The organism is Rhizomonospora bruguierae (assembly GCF_018397995.1).
Classification (GTDB): domain Bacteria; phylum Actinomycetota; class Actinomycetes; order Mycobacteriales; family Micromonosporaceae; genus Rhizomonospora; species Rhizomonospora bruguierae.
On the sequence record NZ_BBQH01000021.1, the window covers coordinates 42,577 to 64,386 of the forward strand.

At 72.5% G+C, this 21,810-nt stretch carries 22 protein-coding genes, 1 tRNA gene and 1 pseudogene; 16 read left to right on the forward strand and 8 right to left on the reverse strand.

Annotated elements, in window-relative coordinates; translation table 11 throughout:
• Positions 1–92 precede the first annotated feature (92 nt).
• Together KJS59_RS12150 and KJS59_RS12155 are read left to right on the forward strand one after the other, a co-directional pair.
• Complete coding sequence (locus KJS59_RS12150) at positions 93–581, forward strand: DUF4383 domain-containing protein (protein WP_213452953.1); 489 nt, start codon at positions 93–95, stop codon at positions 579–581.
• 40 nt (positions 582–621) lie between these two features.
• Positions 622–1,092, forward strand: a complete 471-nt coding sequence (locus KJS59_RS12155) for a DUF4383 domain-containing protein (RefSeq protein ID WP_213452954.1) — start codon at positions 622–624, stop codon at positions 1,090–1,092.
• Here the strand turns inward: KJS59_RS12155 and KJS59_RS12160 are convergent, their stop codons facing one another.
• Positions 1,093–1,698: a TetR/AcrR family transcriptional regulator gene (locus tag KJS59_RS12160; RefSeq protein ID WP_249714076.1), complete on the reverse strand. Its 606-nt coding sequence runs from the start codon at positions 1,696–1,698 to the stop codon at positions 1,093–1,095.
• Positions 1,699–1,805: 107 nt separating this feature from the next.
• Positions 1,806–2,771 (reverse strand): acyl-CoA desaturase, encoded by a 966-nt coding sequence (locus KJS59_RS12165; protein WP_213452956.1) that lies wholly within the window; start codon positions 2,769–2,771, stop codon positions 1,806–1,808.
• A gap of 165 nt (positions 2,772–2,936) precedes the next feature.
• Between KJS59_RS12165 and KJS59_RS12170 the strand changes: the two genes are divergently transcribed.
• From KJS59_RS12170 to KJS59_RS12210, 9 genes are all read left to right on the forward strand, one after another.
• Positions 2,937–3,007 (forward strand) — tRNA-Gln (locus KJS59_RS12170).
• 53 nt (positions 3,008–3,060) lie between these two features.
• Complete coding sequence (gene glmU / locus KJS59_RS12175) at positions 3,061–4,548, forward strand: bifunctional UDP-N-acetylglucosamine diphosphorylase/glucosamine-1-phosphate N-acetyltransferase GlmU (protein ID WP_213452957.1); 1,488 nt, start codon at positions 3,061–3,063, stop codon at positions 4,546–4,548.
• A gap of 35 nt (positions 4,549–4,583) precedes the next feature.
• A complete protein-coding gene (locus KJS59_RS12180) occupies positions 4,584–5,564 on the forward strand; it encodes a ribose-phosphate diphosphokinase (protein ID WP_213452958.1) in 981 nt (326 codons plus the stop codon).
• A gap of 248 nt (positions 5,565–5,812) precedes the next feature.
• Positions 5,813–6,463: a 50S ribosomal protein L25/general stress protein Ctc gene (locus KJS59_RS12185; RefSeq protein WP_213452959.1), complete on the forward strand. Its 651-nt coding sequence runs from the start codon at positions 5,813–5,815 to the stop codon at positions 6,461–6,463.
• 78 nt (positions 6,464–6,541) lie between these two features.
• On the forward strand, positions 6,542–7,141 hold the full coding sequence (gene pth / locus KJS59_RS12190; protein ID WP_213452960.1) for an aminoacyl-tRNA hydrolase: 600 nt from the start codon (positions 6,542–6,544) through the stop codon (positions 7,139–7,141).
• 97 nt (positions 7,142–7,238) lie between these two features.
• Positions 7,239–8,780, forward strand: a complete 1,542-nt coding sequence (locus tag KJS59_RS12195; protein WP_249714063.1) for an exopolysaccharide biosynthesis polyprenyl glycosylphosphotransferase — start codon at positions 7,239–7,241, stop codon at positions 8,778–8,780.
• Entirely contained in the window at positions 8,780–9,604 is an 825-nt protein-coding gene (locus KJS59_RS12200; protein ID WP_213452961.1) for a 3'(2'),5'-bisphosphate nucleotidase CysQ, read from the forward strand. The genes KJS59_RS12195 and KJS59_RS12200 overlap by 1 nt, the downstream gene beginning before the upstream one ends.
• A gap of 41 nt (positions 9,605–9,645) precedes the next feature.
• Positions 9,646–10,560, forward strand: coding sequence for a sulfate adenylyltransferase subunit CysD (cysD, locus tag KJS59_RS12205; RefSeq protein WP_213452962.1), 915 nt, complete (start codon positions 9,646–9,648; stop codon positions 10,558–10,560).
• On the forward strand, positions 10,560–11,858 hold the full coding sequence (locus KJS59_RS12210) for a sulfate adenylyltransferase subunit 1 (RefSeq protein ID WP_213452963.1): 1,299 nt from the start codon (positions 10,560–10,562) through the stop codon (positions 11,856–11,858). Before cysD ends, KJS59_RS12210 begins: the two co-directional genes overlap by 1 nt.
• On the opposite strand, the gene KJS59_RS12215 is transcribed toward KJS59_RS12210, so the two are convergent.
• From KJS59_RS12215 to galE, 3 genes are read right to left on the reverse strand one after another with little or no spacing between them, the layout of a single operon-like run.
• Positions 11,800–12,957, reverse strand: a complete 1,158-nt coding sequence (locus tag KJS59_RS12215) for a glycosyltransferase family 4 protein (RefSeq protein WP_249714064.1) — start codon at positions 12,955–12,957, stop codon at positions 11,800–11,802. The two genes, KJS59_RS12210 and KJS59_RS12215, sit on opposite strands and share 59 nt — an antisense overlap.
• 40 nt (positions 12,958–12,997) lie before the next feature.
• Entirely contained in the window at positions 12,998–14,146 is a 1,149-nt protein-coding gene (gene galK, locus KJS59_RS12220; RefSeq protein WP_213452965.1) for a galactokinase, read from the reverse strand.
• Positions 14,143–15,135, reverse strand: a complete 993-nt coding sequence (galE, locus tag KJS59_RS12225) for a UDP-glucose 4-epimerase GalE (RefSeq protein ID WP_213452966.1) — start codon at positions 15,133–15,135, stop codon at positions 14,143–14,145. Before galE ends, galK begins: the two co-directional genes overlap by 4 nt.
• 177 nt (positions 15,136–15,312) lie before the next feature.
• Here galE and KJS59_RS12230 point away from each other — a divergent pair.
• Positions 15,313–16,236: pseudogene (locus KJS59_RS12230) on the forward strand (hemolysin family protein); the annotation flags it as partial.
• Here KJS59_RS12230 and KJS59_RS32015 read toward each other — a convergent pair.
• Together KJS59_RS32015 and KJS59_RS12235 are read right to left on the reverse strand one after the other, a co-directional pair.
• Positions 16,180–17,388 (reverse strand): WD40/YVTN/BNR-like repeat-containing protein, encoded by a 1,209-nt coding sequence (locus KJS59_RS32015; RefSeq protein ID WP_306345163.1) that lies wholly within the window; start codon positions 17,386–17,388, stop codon positions 16,180–16,182. The pseudogene KJS59_RS12230 and the gene KJS59_RS32015 sit on opposite strands and share 57 nt — an antisense overlap.
• Complete coding sequence (locus KJS59_RS12235; protein ID WP_213452968.1) at positions 17,381–17,908, reverse strand: RNA polymerase sigma factor; 528 nt, start codon at positions 17,906–17,908, stop codon at positions 17,381–17,383. Before KJS59_RS12235 ends, KJS59_RS32015 begins: the two co-directional genes overlap by 8 nt.
• A gap of 117 nt (positions 17,909–18,025) precedes the next feature.
• On the opposite strand from KJS59_RS12235, the gene trpS reads away from it, so the two are divergent.
• The 4 genes from trpS (at position 18,026) to KJS59_RS12255 (ending at position 21,041) form a co-directional block, all read left to right on the forward strand.
• Positions 18,026–19,069, forward strand: a complete 1,044-nt coding sequence (trpS, locus tag KJS59_RS12240; RefSeq protein ID WP_213452969.1) for a tryptophan--tRNA ligase — start codon at positions 18,026–18,028, stop codon at positions 19,067–19,069.
• 3 nt (positions 19,070–19,072) lie between these two features.
• Positions 19,073–19,606, forward strand: coding sequence for a 2'-5' RNA ligase family protein (locus KJS59_RS12245; RefSeq protein WP_213452970.1), 534 nt, complete (start codon positions 19,073–19,075; stop codon positions 19,604–19,606).
• Between the two features lie 4 nt (positions 19,607–19,610).
• Entirely contained in the window at positions 19,611–20,510 is a 900-nt protein-coding gene (locus tag KJS59_RS12250) for a YihY/virulence factor BrkB family protein (RefSeq protein ID WP_213452971.1), read from the forward strand.
• Positions 20,511–20,588: 78 nt separating this feature from the next.
• Positions 20,589–21,041, forward strand: a complete 453-nt coding sequence (locus KJS59_RS12255) for a hypothetical protein (RefSeq protein WP_213452972.1) — start codon at positions 20,589–20,591, stop codon at positions 21,039–21,041.
• A gap of 153 nt (positions 21,042–21,194) precedes the next feature.
• Here the strand turns inward: KJS59_RS12255 and KJS59_RS12260 are convergent, their stop codons facing one another.
• A complete protein-coding gene (locus KJS59_RS12260; RefSeq protein WP_213452973.1) occupies positions 21,195–21,674 on the reverse strand; it encodes a hypothetical protein in 480 nt (159 codons plus the stop codon).
• Positions 21,675–21,810: the final 136 nt, after the last annotated feature.

Genomic DNA, 21,810 nt, shown 5'->3' on the forward strand with positions numbered 1-21,810 from the left:
GCGGGCGCTCGAGCGGCCCCGATAGGGTTGCCGGAGCCGACGTACGCAACAATCTTGGCTAACCGAGCAGCCGACCCGCGCGGGAGATCAGCATGCACACACCCGTCAACCACCCGCTCCGCCCGTTCTACCGGACCCTGGTCGCGCTCACCGGCCTGTACCTGGTGGTCTTCGGCGTGGTGGGCCTGGTCACCACGGGCGACGAGAAGGGGATCGGCCGCAGCGACGCGCGCGTGCTCGGTCAGGGCGCGAACCTCACGCTGGCGGTGATCTTCCTGGTGCTCGGCGTGGTCGTGCTGGCCGGCGTGTTGGTCGGCCGCAACCTGGACGTCCTGCTGAACAACTACCTGGGCTGGTCGTTGATCGGGATCGGCACGCTGTCGATGCTGGTGTCGCACACCGACGCCAACGTCCTCAACTTCACGATCATCACCTGTATCGTCGCGTACGCGGTCGGCCTGATGCTGGTGACCGCCGGCCTGTACGGCAAGGTCGGCCCGGTGCGGCCGGCGTCCGTCCCGCCCGCCGAGGGTGGCGCCGTCCAGGCAGTCGACCGGGAGGCGGAGCGCGCGTCCGTGTGACCCGGCTGCGCGCCCCCGGTATCGGGCGCACAATCCGGATATGGCGCATTACCCGGTCAACCACCCGCTACGGCCGTTCTACCGGGTGTTGACCTTCCTGATCGGCGCGTACGTGCTGGCCTTCGGGATCCTGGGCGCGACCCGTACCTGGGGCCAGCCGGCGTTCGACCGGCACGGCACCTGGGTGCTGCTGCTGCGCACGAACCTGGCGTTCGCGATCCTGTCCATCGTCACGGGCGCGGTCGTGCTGGCCTGCGCGCTGGTCGACGGCCGGCTGCTGCACTTCCCGCTGATGGTCATCGGCTGGATCTTCGTGGGCGCCGGCTTCGCGGCCATGGCGGTCATGCAGACGCGGGCGAACGTCTTCGCGCTCTCCATGGTCAACGCGCTCGCCATGCTGGTGTTCGGCCTGCTGCTGATCGCGGCGGGGCTCTACAGCCAGACGGGCAACCTCGCGGACACGGTACCCATGCACCGCCTGCGCGAGGCCGGCGCGGACGTGAGCCGGTAGCTACCGCCCGCCGCTTCGGGTCGGCATCGTCGGCTTCGCCTCGAGGTGGGACAGGCCGTTCCAGGCCAGGTTCACCAGGTGCGCGGCGACCGTCTCGCGGCGTGGCTTGCGCACCTCCAGCCACCACCGGCCGGTCAGGGCCACCATGCCGACCAGGGCCTGCGAGTACAGTTCGGCGAGCTTCGGGTCGTACCCGCGGGTCTTGAACTCGGCGCCGAGTATGTGCTCGACCTGGTGCGCGATGTCGTTGAGCACGCTGGAGAAATTGCCGGTGGCGGACATCGGCGGCGACTCGCGGACCAGCACCCGGAACCCGTCGGTCTCCTCCTCGATGTACGTGAGCAGCGCGTGGGCGGCCTGCTCCAGCAGTTCGCGGGGGTGCCCGGCGGTGAGGGCGGTGGTGATTCGGGACAGCAGCGAGCGGACCTCCCGGTCCACCACCACCGCGTATAGGCCCTCCTTGCCCCCGAAGTGCTCGTACACGACGGGTTTGGAGACCTTGGCGCGGGAGGCCACCTCCTCTATGGAGGTGGCATCGAAACCGCGCTCGGCGAACAGCTGCCGCCCGATCGCTATCAACTGCTCGCGCCGTTGCGTCGCGGACATCCGCACCCGGGAGCTGTTCTTGGGGGGCGACGCGGGCGGGACGGGCGGGATATCGGTCACCGGACCCATCCTGCCAGGCGGGCCGGCTTGGGACCGGCCCGCGGCGCTCATGCTGCGATCTTGACGCGCTTCGCGTCCAGCCGTTCCGCCTTCGGCCAGCGCACGTCGGACACCGCGCCGACCTTCTCGAACAGCCAGATCACCCGGGCCGAGATGTCGATCTGGCCCCGGTCGACGCCGTGCCGGGCGCAGGTGGGGTCGGAGTGGTGCAGGTTGTGCCAGCTCTCGCCGAACGAGACGATCGCCAGCGGCCAGAAGTTCGTGGCCTTGTCGCCGTTGCGCACCTCGAACGGGCGCTCGCCGTACACATGGCAGACCGAGTTGATCGACCAGGTGATGTGGTGCAGCAGCGCGATCCGGATCAGCCCGGCCCAGAAGAACGCGGTCAGCGCGCCCTGCCACGACCAGGTGACCAGCCCGCCGGCGGCGGCGGGCGCGATCAGCGTGGTGGCGATCAGCAGCGGGAAGCCTTTGTCGACGCGGCGGATGTCCTTGTCGGCGAGCAGGTCCGGGGCGAACCGCGACCGGTTGGACAACTCGCGGTGGAACAGCCAGCCCACGTGCGCGTGCAGCAGGCCCTTGGTCAGGCCCCAGAAGGTGGCGCCGAACCGCCAGGGTGAGTGCGGGTCACCCGCCAGGTCGGAGAAGGCGTGGTGGCGCCGGTGGTCGGCGACCCACTGGGTCACGTTGCCCTCCACGGCGAGGGTGCCGGCGATCGCCAGGGTGATCCGCAGCCAGCGCTTGGCCTTGAATGAGCCGTGGGTGAGGTACCGGTGGAAGCCGACCGTGATGCCCAGCCCGGAGATCACGTACATGACCGCCCCGATGGCCACGTCGGTCCAGCTCAGCCAGCCACCCCAGGCGACCGGCACGGCCGCGATCAGGGCCAGGAACGGGATCACCACGAACGACCACAGGCCGATCAGGATGCCCAGGGACTGGCGGCCCTCGGTCAGCGGCTTGGGGCCGCCCTGACTCGGGGTTGTCTGCTGATCGACCATAGTGGACGGCATTGGCACCTCACCAAAGGGGTCTGGTTACGCTTACGTCACCGTAACCTACGGGACCGTAGTGTGACAGTGCTCCGCGAATGTCGGCTGACTGTGCGTTCCCTGGATGCCGTGGGCTAATCACCACGGTCGGGACCGGTAAGGTGTACCTGCGGCCGACGCCGCCCGTCCCGGGTCGTCTAATGGCAGGACGTCAGGTTTTGGTCCTGATTATAGGGGTTCGAATCCTCTCCCGGGAGCAGTCACATCACTCTCCGTATCGCCTCGCTGTCGCCGTGACGGGAGTCCCATCGTGAGCCAGGCCCGCACCGTGGTCGTCCTCGCCGCCGGCGAGGGCAAGCGGATGAAGTCGGCACTGCCGAAGGTCCTGCACCCGCTGTTGGGCCGGACGCTGCTCGGTCACGTGCTGGCCGCCGCGGCGCCCGCGGCGGCCGACCGCACCGTCGTCGTGGTCGGCTTCGGCGCCGACCAGGCCACCGCGCACCTCGCCGAGATCGCCCCGCAGGCCACCGCGGTGCTCCAGGCCGAGCAGCGGGGCACCGGGCACGCCGTGCGCGTCGCCCTGGCGGCGGTACCGGAGCCGACCGGCACCGTCGTCGTGCTCAACGGCGACGTGCCCCTGCTGCGCTCACGGACCGTGACCGCGCTGGTCGAGGCGCACGAGGCGGGCGGGGCCGCGGCGACCGTGCTCACCGCCCAGGTGCCCGACCCGACCGGCCTCGGCCGCGTCGTGCGCGCCCCCGGCGGCGGGGTGGAGCGGATCGTCGAGCACCGGGATGCCACCGCCGAGGAACTCGCCATCCGGGAGATCAACGCCGGCATCTACGCGTTCGACGCCGCCCTGCTGCGGGCCGCCCTGGGCAAGCTGTCCACCGACAACGACCAGGGCGAGGAGTACCTGACGGACGTGTTCGGCCTGCTCGGCGCGGCCGGTCACCCGATCGCCGCGCACCTGGCCACGGACGTCACCGAGACGCTCGGCTGCAACGACCGGTCCGAGTTCGCCGCCCTGCGCGCGCTGCTGCGCGACCGGGTCAACCGGGAGTGGATGCTCTCCGGGGTCACCATCCTCGACCCCGCAACCACCTGGATCGACGTGACCGTCCGGCTGGAGCGGGACGCGGTGGTGGACCAGAACACCCAGCTGCGCGGCGCCACGGTGGTCGGCGCGGAGGCGGTCGTGGGTCCGGACTGCACGCTGATCGACACCACGATCGGTGCGGGCGCCACGGTGCTGCGCAGCCACACCGAGGAGGCGGTGATCGGGGAGGGCGCCACCGTCGGTCCCTTCTCGTACCTGCGCCCGGGTACCCGGATGGAGGAACGGGCGAAGGTCGGGGCGTTCGTGGAGACCAAGAACGCCACCCTGGGCGCCGGCGCCAAGGTGCCCCACCTCAGCTACGCCGGGGACGCCACGATCGGTCCGAAGGCCAACGTCGGCGCCGGGACGATCTTCGCCAACTACGACGGCGTCAACAAGCACCACACCGAGGTGGGCGAGGCCGCCTTCGTCGGCAGCAACAGCGTGCTCGTGGCGCCCGTCCGGATCGGGGCGGGCGCGTTCACCGCCGCCGGCAGCGCGGTCGCCCAGGACGTCCCTCCCGGGGCGTTGGCGATCACCCGGGCGCCCCAGCACAACTCCGCCGGCTGGACGCCGCGCAAGCGCCCGGGTACCACATACGCCGACGCCGCCGCTCGCGCGGGCGCGCGAGGTGAGACATCGCACCGAGAGTCGGCTGGCGGAGCCGGGGGTCCCGCGGGTGATACTGCAGGTGCGTAATCCGACCACCCCCCACCCGCACGGGAGCCTCGTTCATGGGCAGCATCGTCGCCGAGAACCGCAAGAGCCTGATGCTCTTCTCCGGCCGCGCCTTTCCGGAGTTGACCGCGGAGATCGGTGAGATCCTCGGGATCGCCCCGACGCCCACCACGGCGTACGAGTTCGCCAACGGCGAGATCTTCGTCCGGTACCAGGAGTCGGTCCGCGGCTCGGACGCGTTCGTGGTGCAGTCCATCACCCACGGCGTGAACACCTGGCTGATGGAAACCCTGATCATGGTGGACGCGCTGAAGCGCGGCTCCGCCAAGCGCATCACCGTGGTGCTCCCGTACTACCCGTATTCGCGACAGGACAAGAAGCACCGCGGCCGCGAGCCGATCTCCGCCCGGATGGTGGCCGACCTGCTCAAGACCTGCGGGGCCAACCGGATCCTCACGGTCGACCTGCACACCGCCCAGATCCAGGGCTTCTTCGACGGCCCGGTGGACCACCTGTTCGCCATGGACACGCTGGCCAGCTACATCGAGCGCAAGTACGCCGGCCGGCCGATGACGGTGGTCGCCCCCGATTCCGGCCGGGTCCGGGTCGGCGAGCGCTGGACCGACCGCCTCGGCGGCTGTCCGCTGGCCTTCATCCACAAGACCCGCGACCCGCTCAAGCCCAACCAGGTGGTCGCCAACCGGGTGCTGGGCGAGGTCGAGGACCGGGTCTGCCTGATCGTCGACGACATGATCGACACGGGCGGCACGATCACCAAGGCCGCCGAGATCCTGCGCGCCTCCGGCGCCGCCGAGATCGTGGTCGCCGCCACCCACCCGCTGCTGTCCGACCCGGCCACCGAGCGGCTGAAGAACAGCCAGATCAGCGAGGTGGTGGTCTGCAACACGCTGCCGCTGCCCCCGGAGAAGCGACTCGACAAGATCACCGTGCTGTCGATCGCGCCGCTGCTGGGCCGGGCCATCCGCGAGGTCTTCGACGACGGCTCGGTCACCACCCTCTTCGGCGGGCTGAGCTGACCTCACCCGGCCCTCCCGCCACAGCGCGCGGAGTCGGATTCGCGGACCCGGCGTGAACGGCAGGGGTCTGTCAGGGTAGGCTAGGACGGTTGCCACGGCGAGGGTGCTTCGTGGGCGGCCCCCGTCACGCGGCGGTTGGGCCGACCAGGGTTCCGTGATCGACGCGGTGCTCGGGCCCGTGCCCCGCGCGCACCTCCCTCTCCCCGGCACCGCAGCAGCCAGTCTGACGAAACAACAGGAGCACTTCCGTGTCCGAGGTGAAGATCAGCGCCGAACTGCGTACCGAGTTCGGCAAGGGTGGGGCCCGCCGTACCCGCCGGGCCGGCAAGGTGCCCGCCGTGCTGTACGGCCACGGCGAGAAGCCCAAGCACATCGCGCTGCCCGCGCGGGAGTTCGCCGCCGCGCTCCGGCACGGTGGCATCAACCAGGTGTTCGCGATCGACCTGTCCGACGGGACCCAGGCGCTCGCGTTGCCGAAGGCGATCCAGAAGGACCCGATCAAAGACAGCTTCGAGCACGTGGACCTGCTGCTGGTCCGCCGGGGCGAGAAGGTGACCGTGGACGTGCCGGTGATCGTGGTCGGCGAGGCGGCCAGGGGGACCCTGGTCATGCACGAGCTGGACCGGATGTCGGTCACCGCCGAGGCGCTGCACCTGCCCGAGAACCTGGAGGCCTCGGTCGAGGGCCTCGAGGCGGGCTCGCAGGTGACCGCGGCGCAGCTGAAGCTGCCGAGCGGCGTCGAGCTGGTGAGCGACCCCGAGGCCATCATCGCGGTGGTGTCGGTGGCGCCGTCGGCCGAGCAGCTCGAGGGCGAGACCGAGGCGGCGGAGACCGAGGCGGCCGAGGCCGTCGAGGAGCCGACCGAGAACGTGCCGGCCGAGGCGACCGCCGAGAGCTGAGCCGGGTAACGAGCGGAGCGGGATCGGGCGTCCCCGGCGTGTCCGGCCGGGGGCGCCTCGACGTGTCAGGAGGCCGGGATGGACGCCGACACCCACGCCGCCGGGCCGTGGCTGGTGGTCGGGCTGGGCAACCCCGGCAAGGGGTACGCCCGCAACCGGCACAACGTCGGCTTCATGGTGGCCGACCTGCTGGCCGGGCGGGTGGGCGCGAAGTTCGGCCGGTCGCGCCGGGCGGTCGCGGCGGTGGCCGAGGGGCGGCTGGGCCTCGGCGGTCCCCGGCTGGTGCTGGCCAAGCCGCTGACCTACATGAACCTCTCCGGCGGCCCGGTCGCGGCGCTGTGCCAGTTCTACAAGGTGCCGCTGGAGCACGTGATCGCCGTCCACGACGAGCTGGACCTGCCGTATGGGCAGGTGCGGACCAAGCTCGGCGGCGGCGAGGGCGGCCACAACGGGCTGCGCTCGATGTCGAAGTCGCTGGGCGGCAAGCAGTACGCGCGGGTGCGGTTCGGCATCGGCCGCCCGCCCGGCCGCCAGGACCCGGCGGACTTCGTGCTGTCGGACTTCTCCGCCGCCGAGCGCAAGGAACTGGAGTTCCTGGTCGACCGGACGGCCGACGTGGCCGAGGCGGTCATCACGAAGGGCGTCGCCTGGGCGCAGAACGCCTACAACGGCGCCTGACCGCCCCACCGGCCACTCCCGTGTCGCTCTGCGCGCTCACCCGTTGGTCATCTCGGACGCGTGCCGGGACGCGTCCGGGAACCCGCGGGGAGGACTCGTGCGCGCAGGGTCGCCGGAGGAACCCGACGAGACCACGCTGACGCTGGCGTCGGCGGGTCCACCACCACCCGATCCCGCCGCGGTCGCGGCCCCGATCAACCCGCCGTACCGGAGCCTGTTCCGGCGCGCGCCGGCCGCGCCGCGGCGCCGGCTTGGCTGGGCGGGGCGGTACGTGCGGGGGCTGGTCCTGGCCGACCTGGCCGTGGGGTTGGCCGGCGGCGGGCTGGCGTTCGGGGTGCGGTTCGGGCAGACGGTCACCGCGTACAACCGGATCTACTTCCTACTCACGGTGCTGCTGCCGCTGGTGTTCACCGGCGCGCTGGCGCTGAACCGCGCCTACGAGCGCCGGTACCTGTTCGTCGGCTCGGAGGAGTACGCCCGGGTGATCCGGGCCGGGCTGGGGCTGATCGCGGCGGCGGCGATCGTGGCGTACGCGCTGGAGTTGCCGCTGGCCCGCTCGTACGTGGTGCTGGCGCTGCCCACCGCCACGGCGACCGGGGTGCTGGTCCGGTTCGCGCTGCGCAAGCGGCTGCACCGGGCGCGCCGCCGGGGCGAGTGCCTGCGCCGGGTGATCGTGGTCGGGCACGAACTGGCCGTCCTGCACCTGACCCGGCAACTGCGCCGCGAGCGGTACCACGGGCTGGAGGTGGTGGGCGCCTGCCTGCCGCCGGTGCACGACGGCGTGGCCGGCGTCCCGGTGTACGGGACGTTCGACGACGTGGCGGAGGCGGTCGCGGCAGCCGGGGCGGACACGGTGATCGTGCTGTCCTGCCCCGAACTGGACGGGGTGCGGCTGCGCCGGCTGGCCTGGCACCTGGAGCGGGACGACACCGATCTGATCGTGGCGAGCGCGCTGGTCGACGTGGCCGGCGGCCGGACCACGATCCGCCCGGTGGACGGGCTGCCGATGCTGCACGTGGAGCATCCCCGGCTGGCCGGCGGCAGCCGGGTGGTCAAGGAACTGGTGGACCGGGTGGCCGCCTCGGCGATGTTGGTGCTGCTCTGCCCGGTCCTGCTCGCGCTGGCCGCCCTGGTGCGCGCCACCTCGCCCGGTCCGGTGCTGTTCCGGCAGGGCCGGGTGGGCCGCGGCGGCCGCGAGTTCGTCATGCTGAAGTTCCGCACGATGTACGGGGATGCCGAGGAGCGCCGGCGCGAGGTGGCGCACCTGAACGAGTCGGACGGCGTCCTGTTCAAGATCCGGCAAGATCCGCGGATCACCCCCGCCGGCCGTATACTTCGACGGCTGTCTCTGGACGAGCTGCCGCAGCTGGGCAACGTCGTGCTCGGGCACATGTCGCTGGTCGGTCCCCGCCCTCCGCTGCCGCGCGAGGTCGCGGCCTACCCGGACGACGCGCTGCGGCGCCTGGCGGTCAAGCCGGGGCTTACGGGGCTGTGGCAGGTTTCCGGCCGTTCGGACCTGCCCTGGGAGGAGGCGGTCCGGTTGGATCTGTGGTATGTCGAGAACTGGTCCCTGTCCCTCGACGTGGTGATCCTGCTGCGGACGCTCACGGCGGTCGCGCGAGGCTCGGGAGCGTACTGATGGTCCACGATCCACACCCACCCGTGTCGGACGCCGCGTTCGCCCGCTGGCTGGCGGAGCGGGCCGGCGAACTGCTCCTGGCCACCCGCGCCGAGGTGGGCTTCGACGACCCGGCCGGGCTCCGGCAGGCCGGCGACAAGCTCGCCCACGACCTGCTGCGCAGCGAACTGGCCCGGTGGCGGCCGGGGGATGCCGTGCTGTCGGAGGAGGACGCGGACGCCCGGGCCGCGGTGCGCGACGACGGGCCGTCCCGGGTCACCGCCGACCGGGTGTGGATCGTCGACCCGCTGGACGGCACCAGCGAGTACAGCGAGCCGGGCCGGTCCGACTGGGCGGTGCACGTGGCGCTGTGGTCCCGCGGGTCCGGGGCCGGCCACGGGCTGGCCACGGGCGCCGTCGCCCTGCCCGCCCAGCACCGGGTGCTCGGCTCGGACCCGCCGCCGCCGTACCCGCCGATGAGCGCGACGTCCGCCGCCGGCGGGCCGATCCGGCTGGCCGCGAGCCGCAGCCGGCCGCCCGCGTTCCTGGCGGGCCTGGCCGACGAGGTGGGCGCCGAGCTGGTCCCGATGGGCTCGGCCGGCGCTAAGATCGCCGCAGTGATATCCGGTGAAGTCGATGCCTACGTGCACGCCGGCGGCCAGTACGAGTGGGACTCGGCCGCGCCGGTGGCTGTGGCCATGGCCACGGGCCTACACGCTTCCCGGATCGACGGCGCCACGCTGAAATACAATCAGGCGAATCCCCGGCTGCCTGACCTGATCGTCTGTCGGAAGGACCTGGGACCCCGCCTGCTCGCGGCGCTGCGGGCGCACACGGTGGCGTAGCGCTCGTCGTTGGCGTGATCTAGTTGAGAGGTCTGGAAACCATGAGCCAGGCAGCAGCCGCATACCGCGTCTCCCATCTGGACGCGCTGGAGGCGGAGAGCATCTTCGTCATGCGCGAGGTGGTCGCCGAGCTGGAACGGCCGGTGCTGCTGTTCTCCGGCGGCAAGGACTCGATCGTCATGCTCCGGCTCGCCGAGAAGGCGTTCGCCCCGGCCCGGGTCCCGTTCCCGGTGATGCACGTCGACACCGGGCACAACTTCCCGGAGGTGCTGGCCTTCCGGGACGCCCGGGTCGCCGAGTTGGGGCTGCAACTGGTGGTCGCGAGCGTGCCGGAGGCGATCGAGTCGGGCCTGGTCCGGGAGCTGACGGACGGCACCCGCAACCGCATCCAGACCCCCGTGCTGCTGGCCGCGATCGAGAAGTACCGGTTCGACGCGCTGTTCGGCGGCGCCCGCCGGGACGAGGAGAAGGCGCGGGCCAAGGAGCGGGTGTTCAGCTTCCGCGACGAGTTCGGCCAGTGGGACCCGAAGAACCAGCGCCCCGAGCTGTGGGCGCTGTACAACGGCCGGCATCACCCGGGCGAGTCCATCCGGGTGTTCCCGCTGTCGAACTGGACCGAGCTGGACGTCTGGCACTACATCGCCCGCGAGCGGCTGGAACTCCCGTCGATCTACTTCGCGCACGACCGCGAGGTGGTCGAGCGGGACGGCATGCTGTACGCGGTCAACGAGTTCTTCCGGACCCGGCCGGGGGAGACGCCGTTCACGGCCCGGGTCCGGTACCGCACCGTGGGCGACGCCTCGCAGACCGCGGCCGTACGCTCGGACGCCGACACGGTCGCCACGGTGATCGAGGAGGTGGCGGCCACCCGGATCACCGAGCGCGGTGCCACCCGGGGCGACGACCGGGTCAGCGAGGCCGCCATGGAGGACCGCAAGCGGGAGGGGTACTTCTGATGACCGCCACGCTCACCGAGGGCCGGGCCGCCGAGTCCCGCCCGATGGACCTGCTCCGGTTCGCCACGGCCGGCAGTGTGGACGACGGCAAGTCCACTCTGATCGGTCGCCTGCTGTACGACACCAAGTCGCTGTTCACCGACCAGCTCGAGGCGGTCGAGGCGGTCAGCGCGGCGCGCGGCGACGAGTACACCAACCTGGCGCTGCTCACCGACGGCCTGCGCGCCGAGCGGGAGCAGGGCATCACGATCGACGTGGCGTACCGGTACTTCGCCACCCCGCGGCGGAAGTTCATCATCGCGGACACGCCCGGGCACATCCAGTACACCCGGAACATGGTGACCGGGGCGTCCACCGCGGACCTGGCGCTGATCCTGGTCGACGCCCGCAAGGGGCTGGTGGAGCAGTCCCGCCGGCACGCGTTCCTCTGCTCGCTGCTGCGTGTCCCGCACATCGTGCTGTGTGTGAACAAGATGGACCTGGTCGACTACTCGCAGGAGGTCTTCGAGCGGATCGCGGACGAGTTCACCTCGTTCGCGGCGAAGCTGGAGGCGCCCGACCTGGCCGTCGTCCCGGTCTCCGCGCTGCTCGGCGACAACATCGTCAGCCGGTCCGAGAAGATGCCCTGGTACGAAGGCCCCTCGCTGCTGCACCACCTGGAGCACCTGCACATCGCCTCGGACCGCAACCTGGTCGACGTGCGGTTCCCGGTGCAGTACGTGATCCGGCCGCAGTCCACCACGGTCACCGACTTCCGGGGGTACGCGGGGCAGGTCGCCTCGGGTGTGCTGAAGCCGGGCGACGAGGTGATGGTGCTGCCGTCCGGGTTCACCACCCGGATCGCCGCGATCGAGACCGCGGACGGCCCGGTCGCCGAGGCGTTCCCGCCGATGTCGGTGACCGTGCGCCTCGCGGACGAACTGGACGTCTCCCGCGGCGACATGATCTGCCGGCCGAACAACGCGCCGTCCACCGCGCAGGACATCGAGGCGATGATCTGCTGGATGGACGAGACGGCGCCGCTGCGCACCGGCGGCAAGTACGCGATCAAGCACACCACCCGGTCCGCCCGGGCGATCGTGCGCGGCCTCCAGTACCGGCTGGACGTGAACACCCTGCACCGCGACGAGGGCGCCACCGAGTTGGGGCTGAACGAGATCGGCCGGGTCCGGCTGCGCACCACGGTCCCGCTGCTCGCCGACGGCTACCGCCGGAACCGGAGCACCGGCGGGTTCATCGTCATCGACGAGTCGACGAACCGGACGGTAGGCGCCGGTATGGTGCTCGAGGCCGGCTGACCGGCAGCACGAGGCTGGGTTCGCTGGTGCGCCCGGCGATCGCCCGCCGGTACGCGGCCACGTAGCCGGCGGCGAGCCGGTCCACGCTGAACGCGGTGGCCACGTGCGTGCGGCAGGCGGCCGGGTCCAGTTCGCCCACCTGGGTCAGGGCCGCCGGCAACTGCGCGGGGTCCTCGCAGATCAGCCCGGTCACGCCGGGCACGACGACCTCGGGGACGGCGCCGCCGCGCAGCGCCACGACCGGGGTGCCGCAGGCCATGGCCTCGATCATCACCATCCCGAACGGCTCCTCCCAGACGATCGGGAACAGCAGGCAGCGCGCCTGGGAGAGCAGGATGCGCTTGGCGGCGGCGTCGGCGACCCCGTACACCCGGTCGTCCGGGCCGAGCCGGGGCGCCACCTCGCGGGCGTAGTAGGTGCGCTCGACCGGCTCGGAGCACTTGCCGGCCAGCACCAGCGGGATCTGCGCCGCGTGCGCCGCCTCGATGGCCAGGTGCGGCGCCTTCTGCGGGTGGAACCGGCCGAGGAACAGGGCGAAGTCGCCCTTGCGGCTGCGGTACGGCCAGCCGCCGACCCGTAGTCCGTTGTAGACGGTGGACACCCAGTTCAGTTCGGGGGCCAGGGCGCGCTGCCGCTCGCTGATCGCGATGAGCCCCACGTCGCTGCCGAGCGAGCCGTACATCCGGCGCAGGTCGTCGTTGACCGAGCAGTGCACGGTGACCACCGTGGGCAGCCCGGCGGCGCTGTAGGAGGCCGCGTTCAGCGGGCCGGCGAGCGTGTGGTCGTGCACCACGTCGAACCGGTGCGAGCGGTCGAGGCGGTGGATCGCCGCGCGGGCGATCGCGGCGTGCGCCAGTTCCGGGAACGCCTCACCGATCCGGTCGGCCACCGGGCGGTCCCACAGGCGCACGAACTCGGCGCGGGTACCGCTGCGGCCGGCTCCCAGCAGCGTGACGTGGTGGCCCCGTTCGACGAGAGCATCGGCCAGGTCCGCCACCACCGCCTCGACGCCGCCGTACCCGGCCGGGGGCACGTCAAAGTAGGGCGGGGCGACGAGGGCGACCCGCAGGGGTCGCCCGCCGGTACTGTGCGCTTCCACGACTGACCGATACCAAGGATCGGTCACCATAAACGGTGATTCAACCGATTCGTTCTGCTCCGGCGCCCGGAACGGTGACGAACGGGGCGGGCGGGCGGAAACCGCGGCGGGCGAACTCCTCCCGGACCGCCTCCCCGACCGCCCCGGCGGCACCCGATTCCACCAGGGCGATCACGCAGCCCCCGAAGCCGCCGCCGGTCATCCGGGCCCCGTGCGCCCCGGCCACCAGCGCCGTCTCCACCGCCGTGTCGACCTCCGGCACGGTGATCTCGAAGTCCTCCCGCATCGAGGCGTGCGACGCGGTCAGCAGCGGGCCGATCGCCCGGATCCGGCCGGCGCGCAGGGCGGCCACCGCGGCCAGGACCCGCTGGTTCTCGGTCACCACGTGCCGGACCCGGCGCCGGATCACCTCGTCGTCCAGGCGGGCCAGGGCGGCGTCGAGGTCGCCGACCTCCCGCAGGCTGGGCAGCCCCAGCGCGGCGGCGCCCGCCTCGCACGCCTTCCGGCGCGTCGCGTACTCCCCGCTGACCAACTGGTGCGGTGCCCGGCTGTCGATGACCAGCATCGCCAACCCCTCGGCCGCCGGGTCGAACGGGACCTGCTCGACCTCGTCCCGCCCGCAGTCGATCAGCAGGGCGTGCCCGGAGCGGCAGCGCACCGACGCGGTCTGGTCCATGATCCCGCAGGGCACGCCGACGTAGTCGTTCTCCGCCCGCTGCGCCAGCGCCGGCCGGGCCGCCTCGGGGATGCCGAGGTCACCGAGGTCGTTGAGGGCGGTGAGCACCGCGCATTCCAGCGCGGCGGAGGAGGACAGCCCGGCGCCGGTCGGCACGTCCGAGGCGATCGCGAGCCGGGCGCCGGGCGGGCGGTGCCCGTTCTTTCGCAGCGACCACACCACGCCCGCCACGTACGCCGCCCACTCCTGGACCGCGCCGGGGGTCAGGTCATCGACGCCGAACCGGACGGGCTCGCCGCCGGCGTGCTCCGACCACGCGGCCCAGCCCTCGCCCGCCCGCCCCGCCGCCACCGCCGTCCGGGCGGGCAGCGCGAACGGCAGCACGAAGCCGTTGTTGTAGTCGGTGTGCTCGCCGATCAGGTTGACCCGCCCCGGCGCCGCCCACACGCCGGCCGGCGGCTCGCCGTACCGCTCGGCGAACGCCGCGGCCGCCCGCTCCGCGACGCCGGTCATGCCGGCTCTTCTCGCATGACGGTCTCGTCCCGCATGAAGGTCCAGGCATCCTCGACCATGTCCCGCAGCGTCGGCCGGTTGCGCACCCAGCCCAACTCGGCCTCGGCCTTCGCGGACGAGGCGACCAGCGCCGCCGGGTCGCCGGGGCGCCGGGGCGCCAGCTCCACCGGTACCGGGTGGCCGGTGACCTCCCGGACCACGTCGACCACCTGCTTGTTGGTGAAGCCGGAGCCGCTGCCCAGGTTGTAGATGCGGTGGTCGCCGGGGGTGGCGGCGTCCAGCGCCCGCAGGTGCGCGTCGGCCAGGTCGGCGACGTGGATGTAGTCCCGCACGCAGGTGCCGTCCGAGGTGGGGTAGTCGTCCCCGAACAACTGGAGCCTGGCCCGCTTGCCGGCGGCCACCTGGAGGGCGATCGGGATCAGGTGCGTCTCCGGGTCGTGCCGCTCACCGATCCGCACGTCCGGCCGGATCAGCGCACCGGCCACATTGAAGTACCGCAGCGACACGGCGGCGAGCTTGTGCGCCACCGTCTCGGAGCGGATCGCGTAGTCGAAGGCCAGCTTGGTGGCGCCGTAGGTGCTGGTGGGCGCGGTGGCGGCCGTCTCGGGGATGGGCACCTCGACCGGGTCGCCGTACACCGCCGCGCTGGAGGAGAACACCAGCCGGCGCACGCCCGCGGCGCGCATCGCGTCCAGCAGGGCCAGCGAGGCGGTCATGTTCTCGTGCCAGTACACCTCCGGCCGGACCATCGACTCGCCGGCCGCGATCAGCCCGGCGAAGTGCACCACGCCGTCGAAGCCCGCGTCCGGGGTGAGCACGGTGGCCGCCTCCTGGACCGGCGCCCGGACCAGCGTGGCGCCCTGCGGCACCGCCCGCTCGTGCCCCGTGACCAGGTTGTCCAGCACCACGACCTGGTGGCCGGCGTCCAGCAGCAGGCGGGTCACGACGCTGCCGACGTAACCGGCGCCACCGGTGACGAGCAGTTTCACTCAGGGCCTCCTCGGCTTCGGTTGCGGCCAGGCTACGCGCCCGGCCTGTTTACCATTCTCTGCATGCAGGATCCCGGCGCCGCCGGGCCCCGGCGGAGCACCCCGCCGGGGAGGTGGAAGCGCCGCCCGCCGCAGCCGCCCGCCCGTCGCGGGCGGCCGGGTCCCGTCGCGCGCGCCCTGGCCCGGGTCGTGGTCCGCGTCGCCGACGCGACCAGCGCGCTGCTGCGCGCGGGCCCGGCCGCCGGCCGGGAGCGGATCAGCGAGGCGGACCTGCGCGACCTGGTCGCCGCCAACACCGTGCTGGACCGGGACGAGCGCCGGATCATCGCCGAGGTGCTGGCGGCCGGCAGCCGGCTGATCCGCGAGGTGATGGTGCCCCGGCCGGACGTGACGTTCCTGGCCGCCGGGCTGAGCCTGGAGCACGCCGCCGACCTGGCCCGGGCGCACTGGCACACCCGTTTCCCGGTGGTCGACGGCACCACGGACGACGTGATCGGGCTGGTCTGGCTGCGGGACCTGCTGCACCGCCCGCCCAACGACCGGCGCACCACGGTCGCCGACGTGACTCGCGAGATCAAGCGGCTGCCGGGGAGCAAGCGGGTGCTCGCCGCGCTCTCCGAGATGCGCCGCGAGGGGCAGCACCTGGCCCTGGTGGTGGACGAGTACGGCGGCACCGCCGGCATCGTGACGCTGGAGGACCTGGTCGAGGAGCTGGTCGGCGAGGTGCGCGACGGGGCCCGCCCGCCGGAGCCGCCGCCCGGGCCGTCCCATCCGGCCGAACTGGACGGTCGGCTCAACCGCACCGACTTCGCCGAGCAGACCGGACTCTCCCTGCCGGACGGTCCCTATGAGACGGTCGGCGGCTTCGTGATGGCCGCGCTCGGCCGGCTGCCGGTCGCCGGCGACGAGGTACCGGTGCCGGGCGGCGAGCCGATGGGCTGGGTGCTGCGGGTGCTCGAACTGGACGGTCGGCGCATCGCCCGGGTGGCCCTGCACCCGTCGGTGACCGTCGCCGTGCCCGCCCAGCCGTCGAGGGCGGCCCGGTCAGCGGATCTGGAGCTTGCGCCAGGCGGTGCCGTCGGTGGACGCGGCGAGCCAGCCCGCGTCCCCGCTGAACAGCTCGTACGCCAGGTAGCCGGCCCCGGTGCGGGCGAGCCGGCCGACGCTGGGTAGGTCGCCGCCGGTGCGGGCGAAGGTGACCCCGTCGTCGCCGCTGACCCACCACTCGTGCCCGGTCGTGGTGAGCAGCAGGCGCCCGTCCAGCAGCGGCACCAGTTCGCCGGCCAGCCGCGGTGCGGCCCCGGTCGGGCCCGTGCGGGTGAACCTGCGGCCGCCGTCCGCCGAGTGGTAGACGGCCAGGAGCTGACGCTGCCCGTTCAGCACCGCCGCGTACACGTGCGACCCGAGCGTGCTGACCTGGACCGTGGTCGCGCCGCCGCCGCTGAGTGGCGTGGTCGTCCAGGTCCGGCCCCGGTCCGTGGTCACCGCCACGGCCGGGCGGCCGGCGGCGGTGCGCCCGCCGACCCACCAGGCGCCGGTAGCGGTCGCGACGGGGGCCACCCAGATGACGGTCATCCCCTCCGGCTGGTGCGCCAGCGATCCCAGCACGCCAGCCCGCCCCCAGACCGCGATCCGGTCCCGTGCCGGGGTCAGGCGCAGCACCTCGCCCTCGCCGGCGCCGTTGAGCAACCGGTCGTGCAGCCGCTCGGCGGGGTGCCAGGTCGCGCCGCCGTCGGCGCTGCCGTAATCCCGCTGGCCCCCGGTGACCAGCAGGTTCCGGTCGTCGAAGGCGACCACCTGGGTGAGATCGGTGGCCGGCAGCCGGTACCGGGTCCAGGTGCGGCCGCCGTCGCCGGTGCGGGCGAAGCCGTCCCGGCAGCCGCACCCGGTGAGCACGAAGCCGTGGTCGGCGTCCGGGAACTGCGCGTCGACCGCGGTGCCCGGCAGGTCCGGCACCTGGGCCACCGGGATCTCCAGGCCGCTCACCGTGACGCCGGAGCCGCTGTACACGGTGACGTGCGGGACGGCCGGCGGCGTTTCGCCCGGGCGTCCCGGCGCCGGACCGCCCCACGGCTGCGCGGTGAGTACGCCGAGCGCGACCACGGCGGCAGCCGCCCCCGCCATCGCCGTCCGGCGCCGCCGGCGCAGCGCCCGGCCCCGGCTCCGGACCCGCTCCAGCGGCGGCTGCTCGATCGCGTCCAGCAGCGCGGCCCGGCCCCGGGCCAGCCGCTCGTCCAGGTCCGTGTCAGCCACGGCTGGCCTCCTTCGCGGTCCTCGCCGGGCCGGTCGGCTCCGGGTAGTCGCCCAGGTGGGCGGCGAGGGCGGTGCGGGCGCGGGACAGGCGGGACTTGACGGTGCCGGGCGGCACACCCAGCAGCGCGGCGATCTCGTCCACCGGGAGGTCCGCGAAGTAGTGCAGGACCACCACCTCGCGGAACGGCCCCGGGATGGCGGCCAGCGCGTCCCGCACGTCGGCGCGCTCCGGGCCGGGCGGCGGCTCCACCACGCGGGCCACCGGGCGGTCCCGCAGCAGGATCGTGTCCAGCAGCCGGCGGCGCCGCCAGCGCCGCCGGACCACGTTCAGCGCCACGGTCCGCAGCCACGCCTCCGGGTTCGCCACGTCGGCCAGGGCGCCCGGTCGCGCCACGGCGCGGGCGAACGCCTCCTGGACCGCGTCCTGCGCCTCGGTGAGGTCGGTGGTGAACGCGTACACCTGGGTCACCAGCCGGCGGTAGCAGGCCGAGTACAGCTCGCCCAGCGCGCCGTCCCGCATCTCTCACCGCCCACCTGGCTCGCTCCGTCCCACCCTATGAGTCACCACCACCGGCACGGGTTCCATTGCGCAGGGTCTGTTCGGCGCGGCCGGGAGGTAGCTGTCAGAATGGCCGGCATGTCCGACGCCACGCAGGACGGCACCGCGCCGGCCGGCCGCCCCCGAGTGTTCTCCGGCATCCAGCCGACCGGTGCCTCGTTCCATCTCGGCAATTACCTCGGGGCGGTGCGCAACTGGGTGGCGTTGCAGGACACCCACGACACCATCTACTGCGTGGTCGACCTGCACGCGATCACCGCCGGGCACGACCCCGCGCAGCTGCGCCAGCGGAGCCGGATCAGCGCCGCCCAGCTGCTCGCCGTCGGGCTGGACCCGGAGCGGTGCACCCTGTTCGTCCAGTCGCAGGTGGCGGAGCACGCGCAGCTGGCCTGGGTGCTGGGCTGCATCACCGGCTTCGGTGAGGCCAGCCGGATGACCCAGTTCAAGGACAAGAGCACCAGGGGCGGCACCGAACGGGCCTCGGTCGGCCTGTTCACCTACCCGATTCTCCAGGCGGCGGACATCCTGCTGTACCAGGCGGACGCGGTGCCGGTGGGCGAGGACCAGCGCCAGCACCTGGAGCTGACCCGGGATCTGGCGCAGCGGTTCAACGGCCAGTTCGGCCAGACGTTCACCATGCCGGCCCCGTACATCGTCCGGGAGACCGCGAAGATCACCGACCTCCAGGACCCGACCGCGAAGATGTCCAAGTCGGCGTCCTCACCGGCCGGCATCATCGAGCTGCTGGACGACCCGGCCCGGTCGGCGAAGAAGATCCGCTCCGCGGTCACCGACACCGGGCGCGAGATCATCTTCGACCCGGAGCACAAGGCCGGCGTCAGCAACCTGCTCACGATCTACTCGGCCCTCTCCGGTCGCAGCATCGACGAGCTGGTCGCCGCGTACGAGGGCAAGGGGTACGGCGACCTGAAGAAGGCGCTCGCCGAGGTGGTCGCCGATGTCGTCCGCCCGATCCAGGAGCGCACCCGCGGGTACCTGGACGACCCGGCCCAGCTCGACAAGCTGCTCGCGATCGGCGCGGAGAAGGCGCGCGTGATCGCCGCCGCCACCCTGCGGACCGTCTACGAGCGGGTCGGCTTCCTGTCGCCGCCCCGGGGCTGAGGCGTGCCGGCACCCGGCACCCCGACCCGGATCGGGGTGGCCATCGACGTACCCGAGCCGTGGGGCGCACTGCTCAACGAGCAGCGCGCCCGGGCCGGCGACCCCCAGGCCGCCTACGTGCCCGCGCACCTCACCCTGCTCGGCCCCACCGAGGTGGACCCGGAGGACCTGTCCCGGATCGAGCAGCATCTGCTCCAGGTGGCCGCCCTGTTCCCGCCGTACGTGCTGCACCTGCGCGGGACCGGCACCTTCAGGCCGGTCACCGAGGTGGTCTTCGTCGCGGTCGCCGCCGGCATCAGCGAGTGCGAACTGCTCGCCGCCGCCATCGGCGCCGCCCCCGAACTGCGCCGCGAGGCCCGCTTCCCCTACCACCCCCACGTGACCGTGGCCCAGGACGTTCCCCCCGCCGCCCTGGACGCCGTCTTCGACGAACTGGCCGACTTCTCGGCCCGGTTCCGGGTCGACGGCTTCACGCTGTTCCTGCACGGCGGCGACGGGCGCTGGCAGCCCCGCCGGGACTTCAAGCTCGCCGGCTGAGCCCGTGAACCCGCTCGGGCGGATCGTGACCGGCGTGGAGGACGGCCTCTACGCGACCCGCCGGCGCTGGAAGGGCTTCGACCACATCTGGCTCGCCGGGGTGCGCTACCAGGACGCCGGTGGGGGCCGGCTGGCCGCCGCCATCGCCTACTACGGCTTCTTCGCGGTCTTCGCCATCGGCCTGCTCGCCTACGCCGGGCTCGGCTTCCTCCTCGAGTTCAACCTGAACCTGTTCGCCGCCGTCGATCACTTCCTGCGCCAGAACCTGCCCTTCCTCGACCCCGCCCAGATCCAGAGCAGCCGCGGCGCCATCGGCCTGGTCGGCCTGCTCGCGCTCGTGCTCACCGGCATCGGCTGGATCGAGTCGCTCCGCTCCTCCCAGCGCCTGATCCACCAGCTCGACCCGGGGCCCGGTCACCCGATCATCCGCCGCTTCGTGGACCTGGGCGTCCTGGTGTTCGTGCTGCTGCTGCTGTTCATCTCGGTGGTCGCGGTCGACGCCCTGGAATCCTTTCTGGCCTGGGTCTTCGGCACCACCGGACCGGTCGGCACCACCCTGATGGCGCTCAGCACGATCCTCACCATCGTGGTCAACATGATCGTCGCGCTGTCCCTGATGACCGCCGTCCCGCGCCTCGTGATGCCACCCCGCCGGCTGCTCACGCCGGTGATCACGGTCGCCCTGGGCATCACCGTCCTGAACACGTTCGGCCGCTACTACGTGATCCGCACCGAGCGGAACCCCGCGTACACGGTGGTGACCGGCGCGGTCGGCATCCTGCTCTACCTGTACCTGTTCAGCCAGCTCCTGCTGTTCGGCACCGCCCTGGCCGCCACCAGCCGGCACGGCCGGGTCGGCGACGTGCGCTCCCTCCGCCTCCGCCGCAAGCCCAAGCCCTCCTGACGGCCACCGGCCGGGCCTGAACGGGTGGAAAGCGGCATTAGCCCGCGCTGTCCGGGCGGGGCCGCGATGATTGAGCCCGTGGGGGCTTTAGTGACCTTGGACCTCGCGGCCGAGTCGCCGCTGGGGACGATGCCGTGGATCATCACGTTCGGGCCGCTGTCGGACGAGGAGGAGTGGGAGCCCGTGGTGTGCGGGCCCTACGAGCGACCGCACGCGCTGGCGCTGGCCGGTTCGGTGGTGGCGGACGAGGACCTGATGGCGGTGGTGGAGCCGCTGCTGCCGCACACGACGGTGGACGACATTCGGGGGGAGATCGCGGCGGCCCAGCAGGCGGAGGCCGAGGCGGCGGCCGAGGAGGACGAGATCGGCGACGACGTCAGCGACGCGGCCGGGCCGGACGACCTGGAGGACGACGAGGAGGAGTTCGGGGACGCGGCCGCGGCGCGGATGGCGCCGACCGAACCGCCCGACCCCGAGGAGATCCGGGCGGGCTTCGCACGCATCTCCAACCGCCTACTCAGCCAGCACTGAACGGCCTGCCTGCTCTGTTAGCGCCGCGGTTCAAGGGTGTGCTTGGTGTGAGATGGAGATGACCCGCTCGTGCCGCTGGGCGTGCAGCAGTCGGGCGACCACCCGGAGGACGACCCGCACGAGGGCCCGGGCGTGCTCCGGAGCCCTCGTTTTCTACGATTCGTCGTCGGGGCGTTGCGCAGTGCAGGTGCCCTCGTTCACGCCAACCTGGTCGACGCAGACGGTAACCCAGCTCGGTTGGGTTACGACGTACTCGATGCCGCTGGAGCTGTAGCGAACCCGGTATCCGTGCCACCAGTACTGTCCGGCCACGGTGGGCCGGATCGGTATCAGGATTTGCAAATCCCGGCCACGGTGCCCCGGTTTCGAGGGCATACGCGTCCCCTTGACCGGAAGAAGATTGGCGGCAAGCGCAACTGGCGGTGGGTAGCCGGTTTTGGTAGAACCGACTAATTCCGGGATGGGCACGTAGAGCTGCGGTTGGCCGACGCCTACGGCTGCATTGGAGACACCGAGCAATTCGATCGACCGAACCACGATGTCCGCGTCGCCGTCATTTCTCAGCATGGCGTCGGCGCTGGTGCAGGACGTGCCAGAAGCGCACACCATTGAGCTGTAGGTGATGTCACCCATGCTGAGCGGACCTCCGGTCCGGGGCACCGGACGGCCGAACCACCATGCGACCCCGGCCAGCAGTACCAGGATCAGACCGCTAAGCAACCAGGCTCGGCGACTGCCAGCCAACCGTCTCAGCAAAGTGTTCATCCAG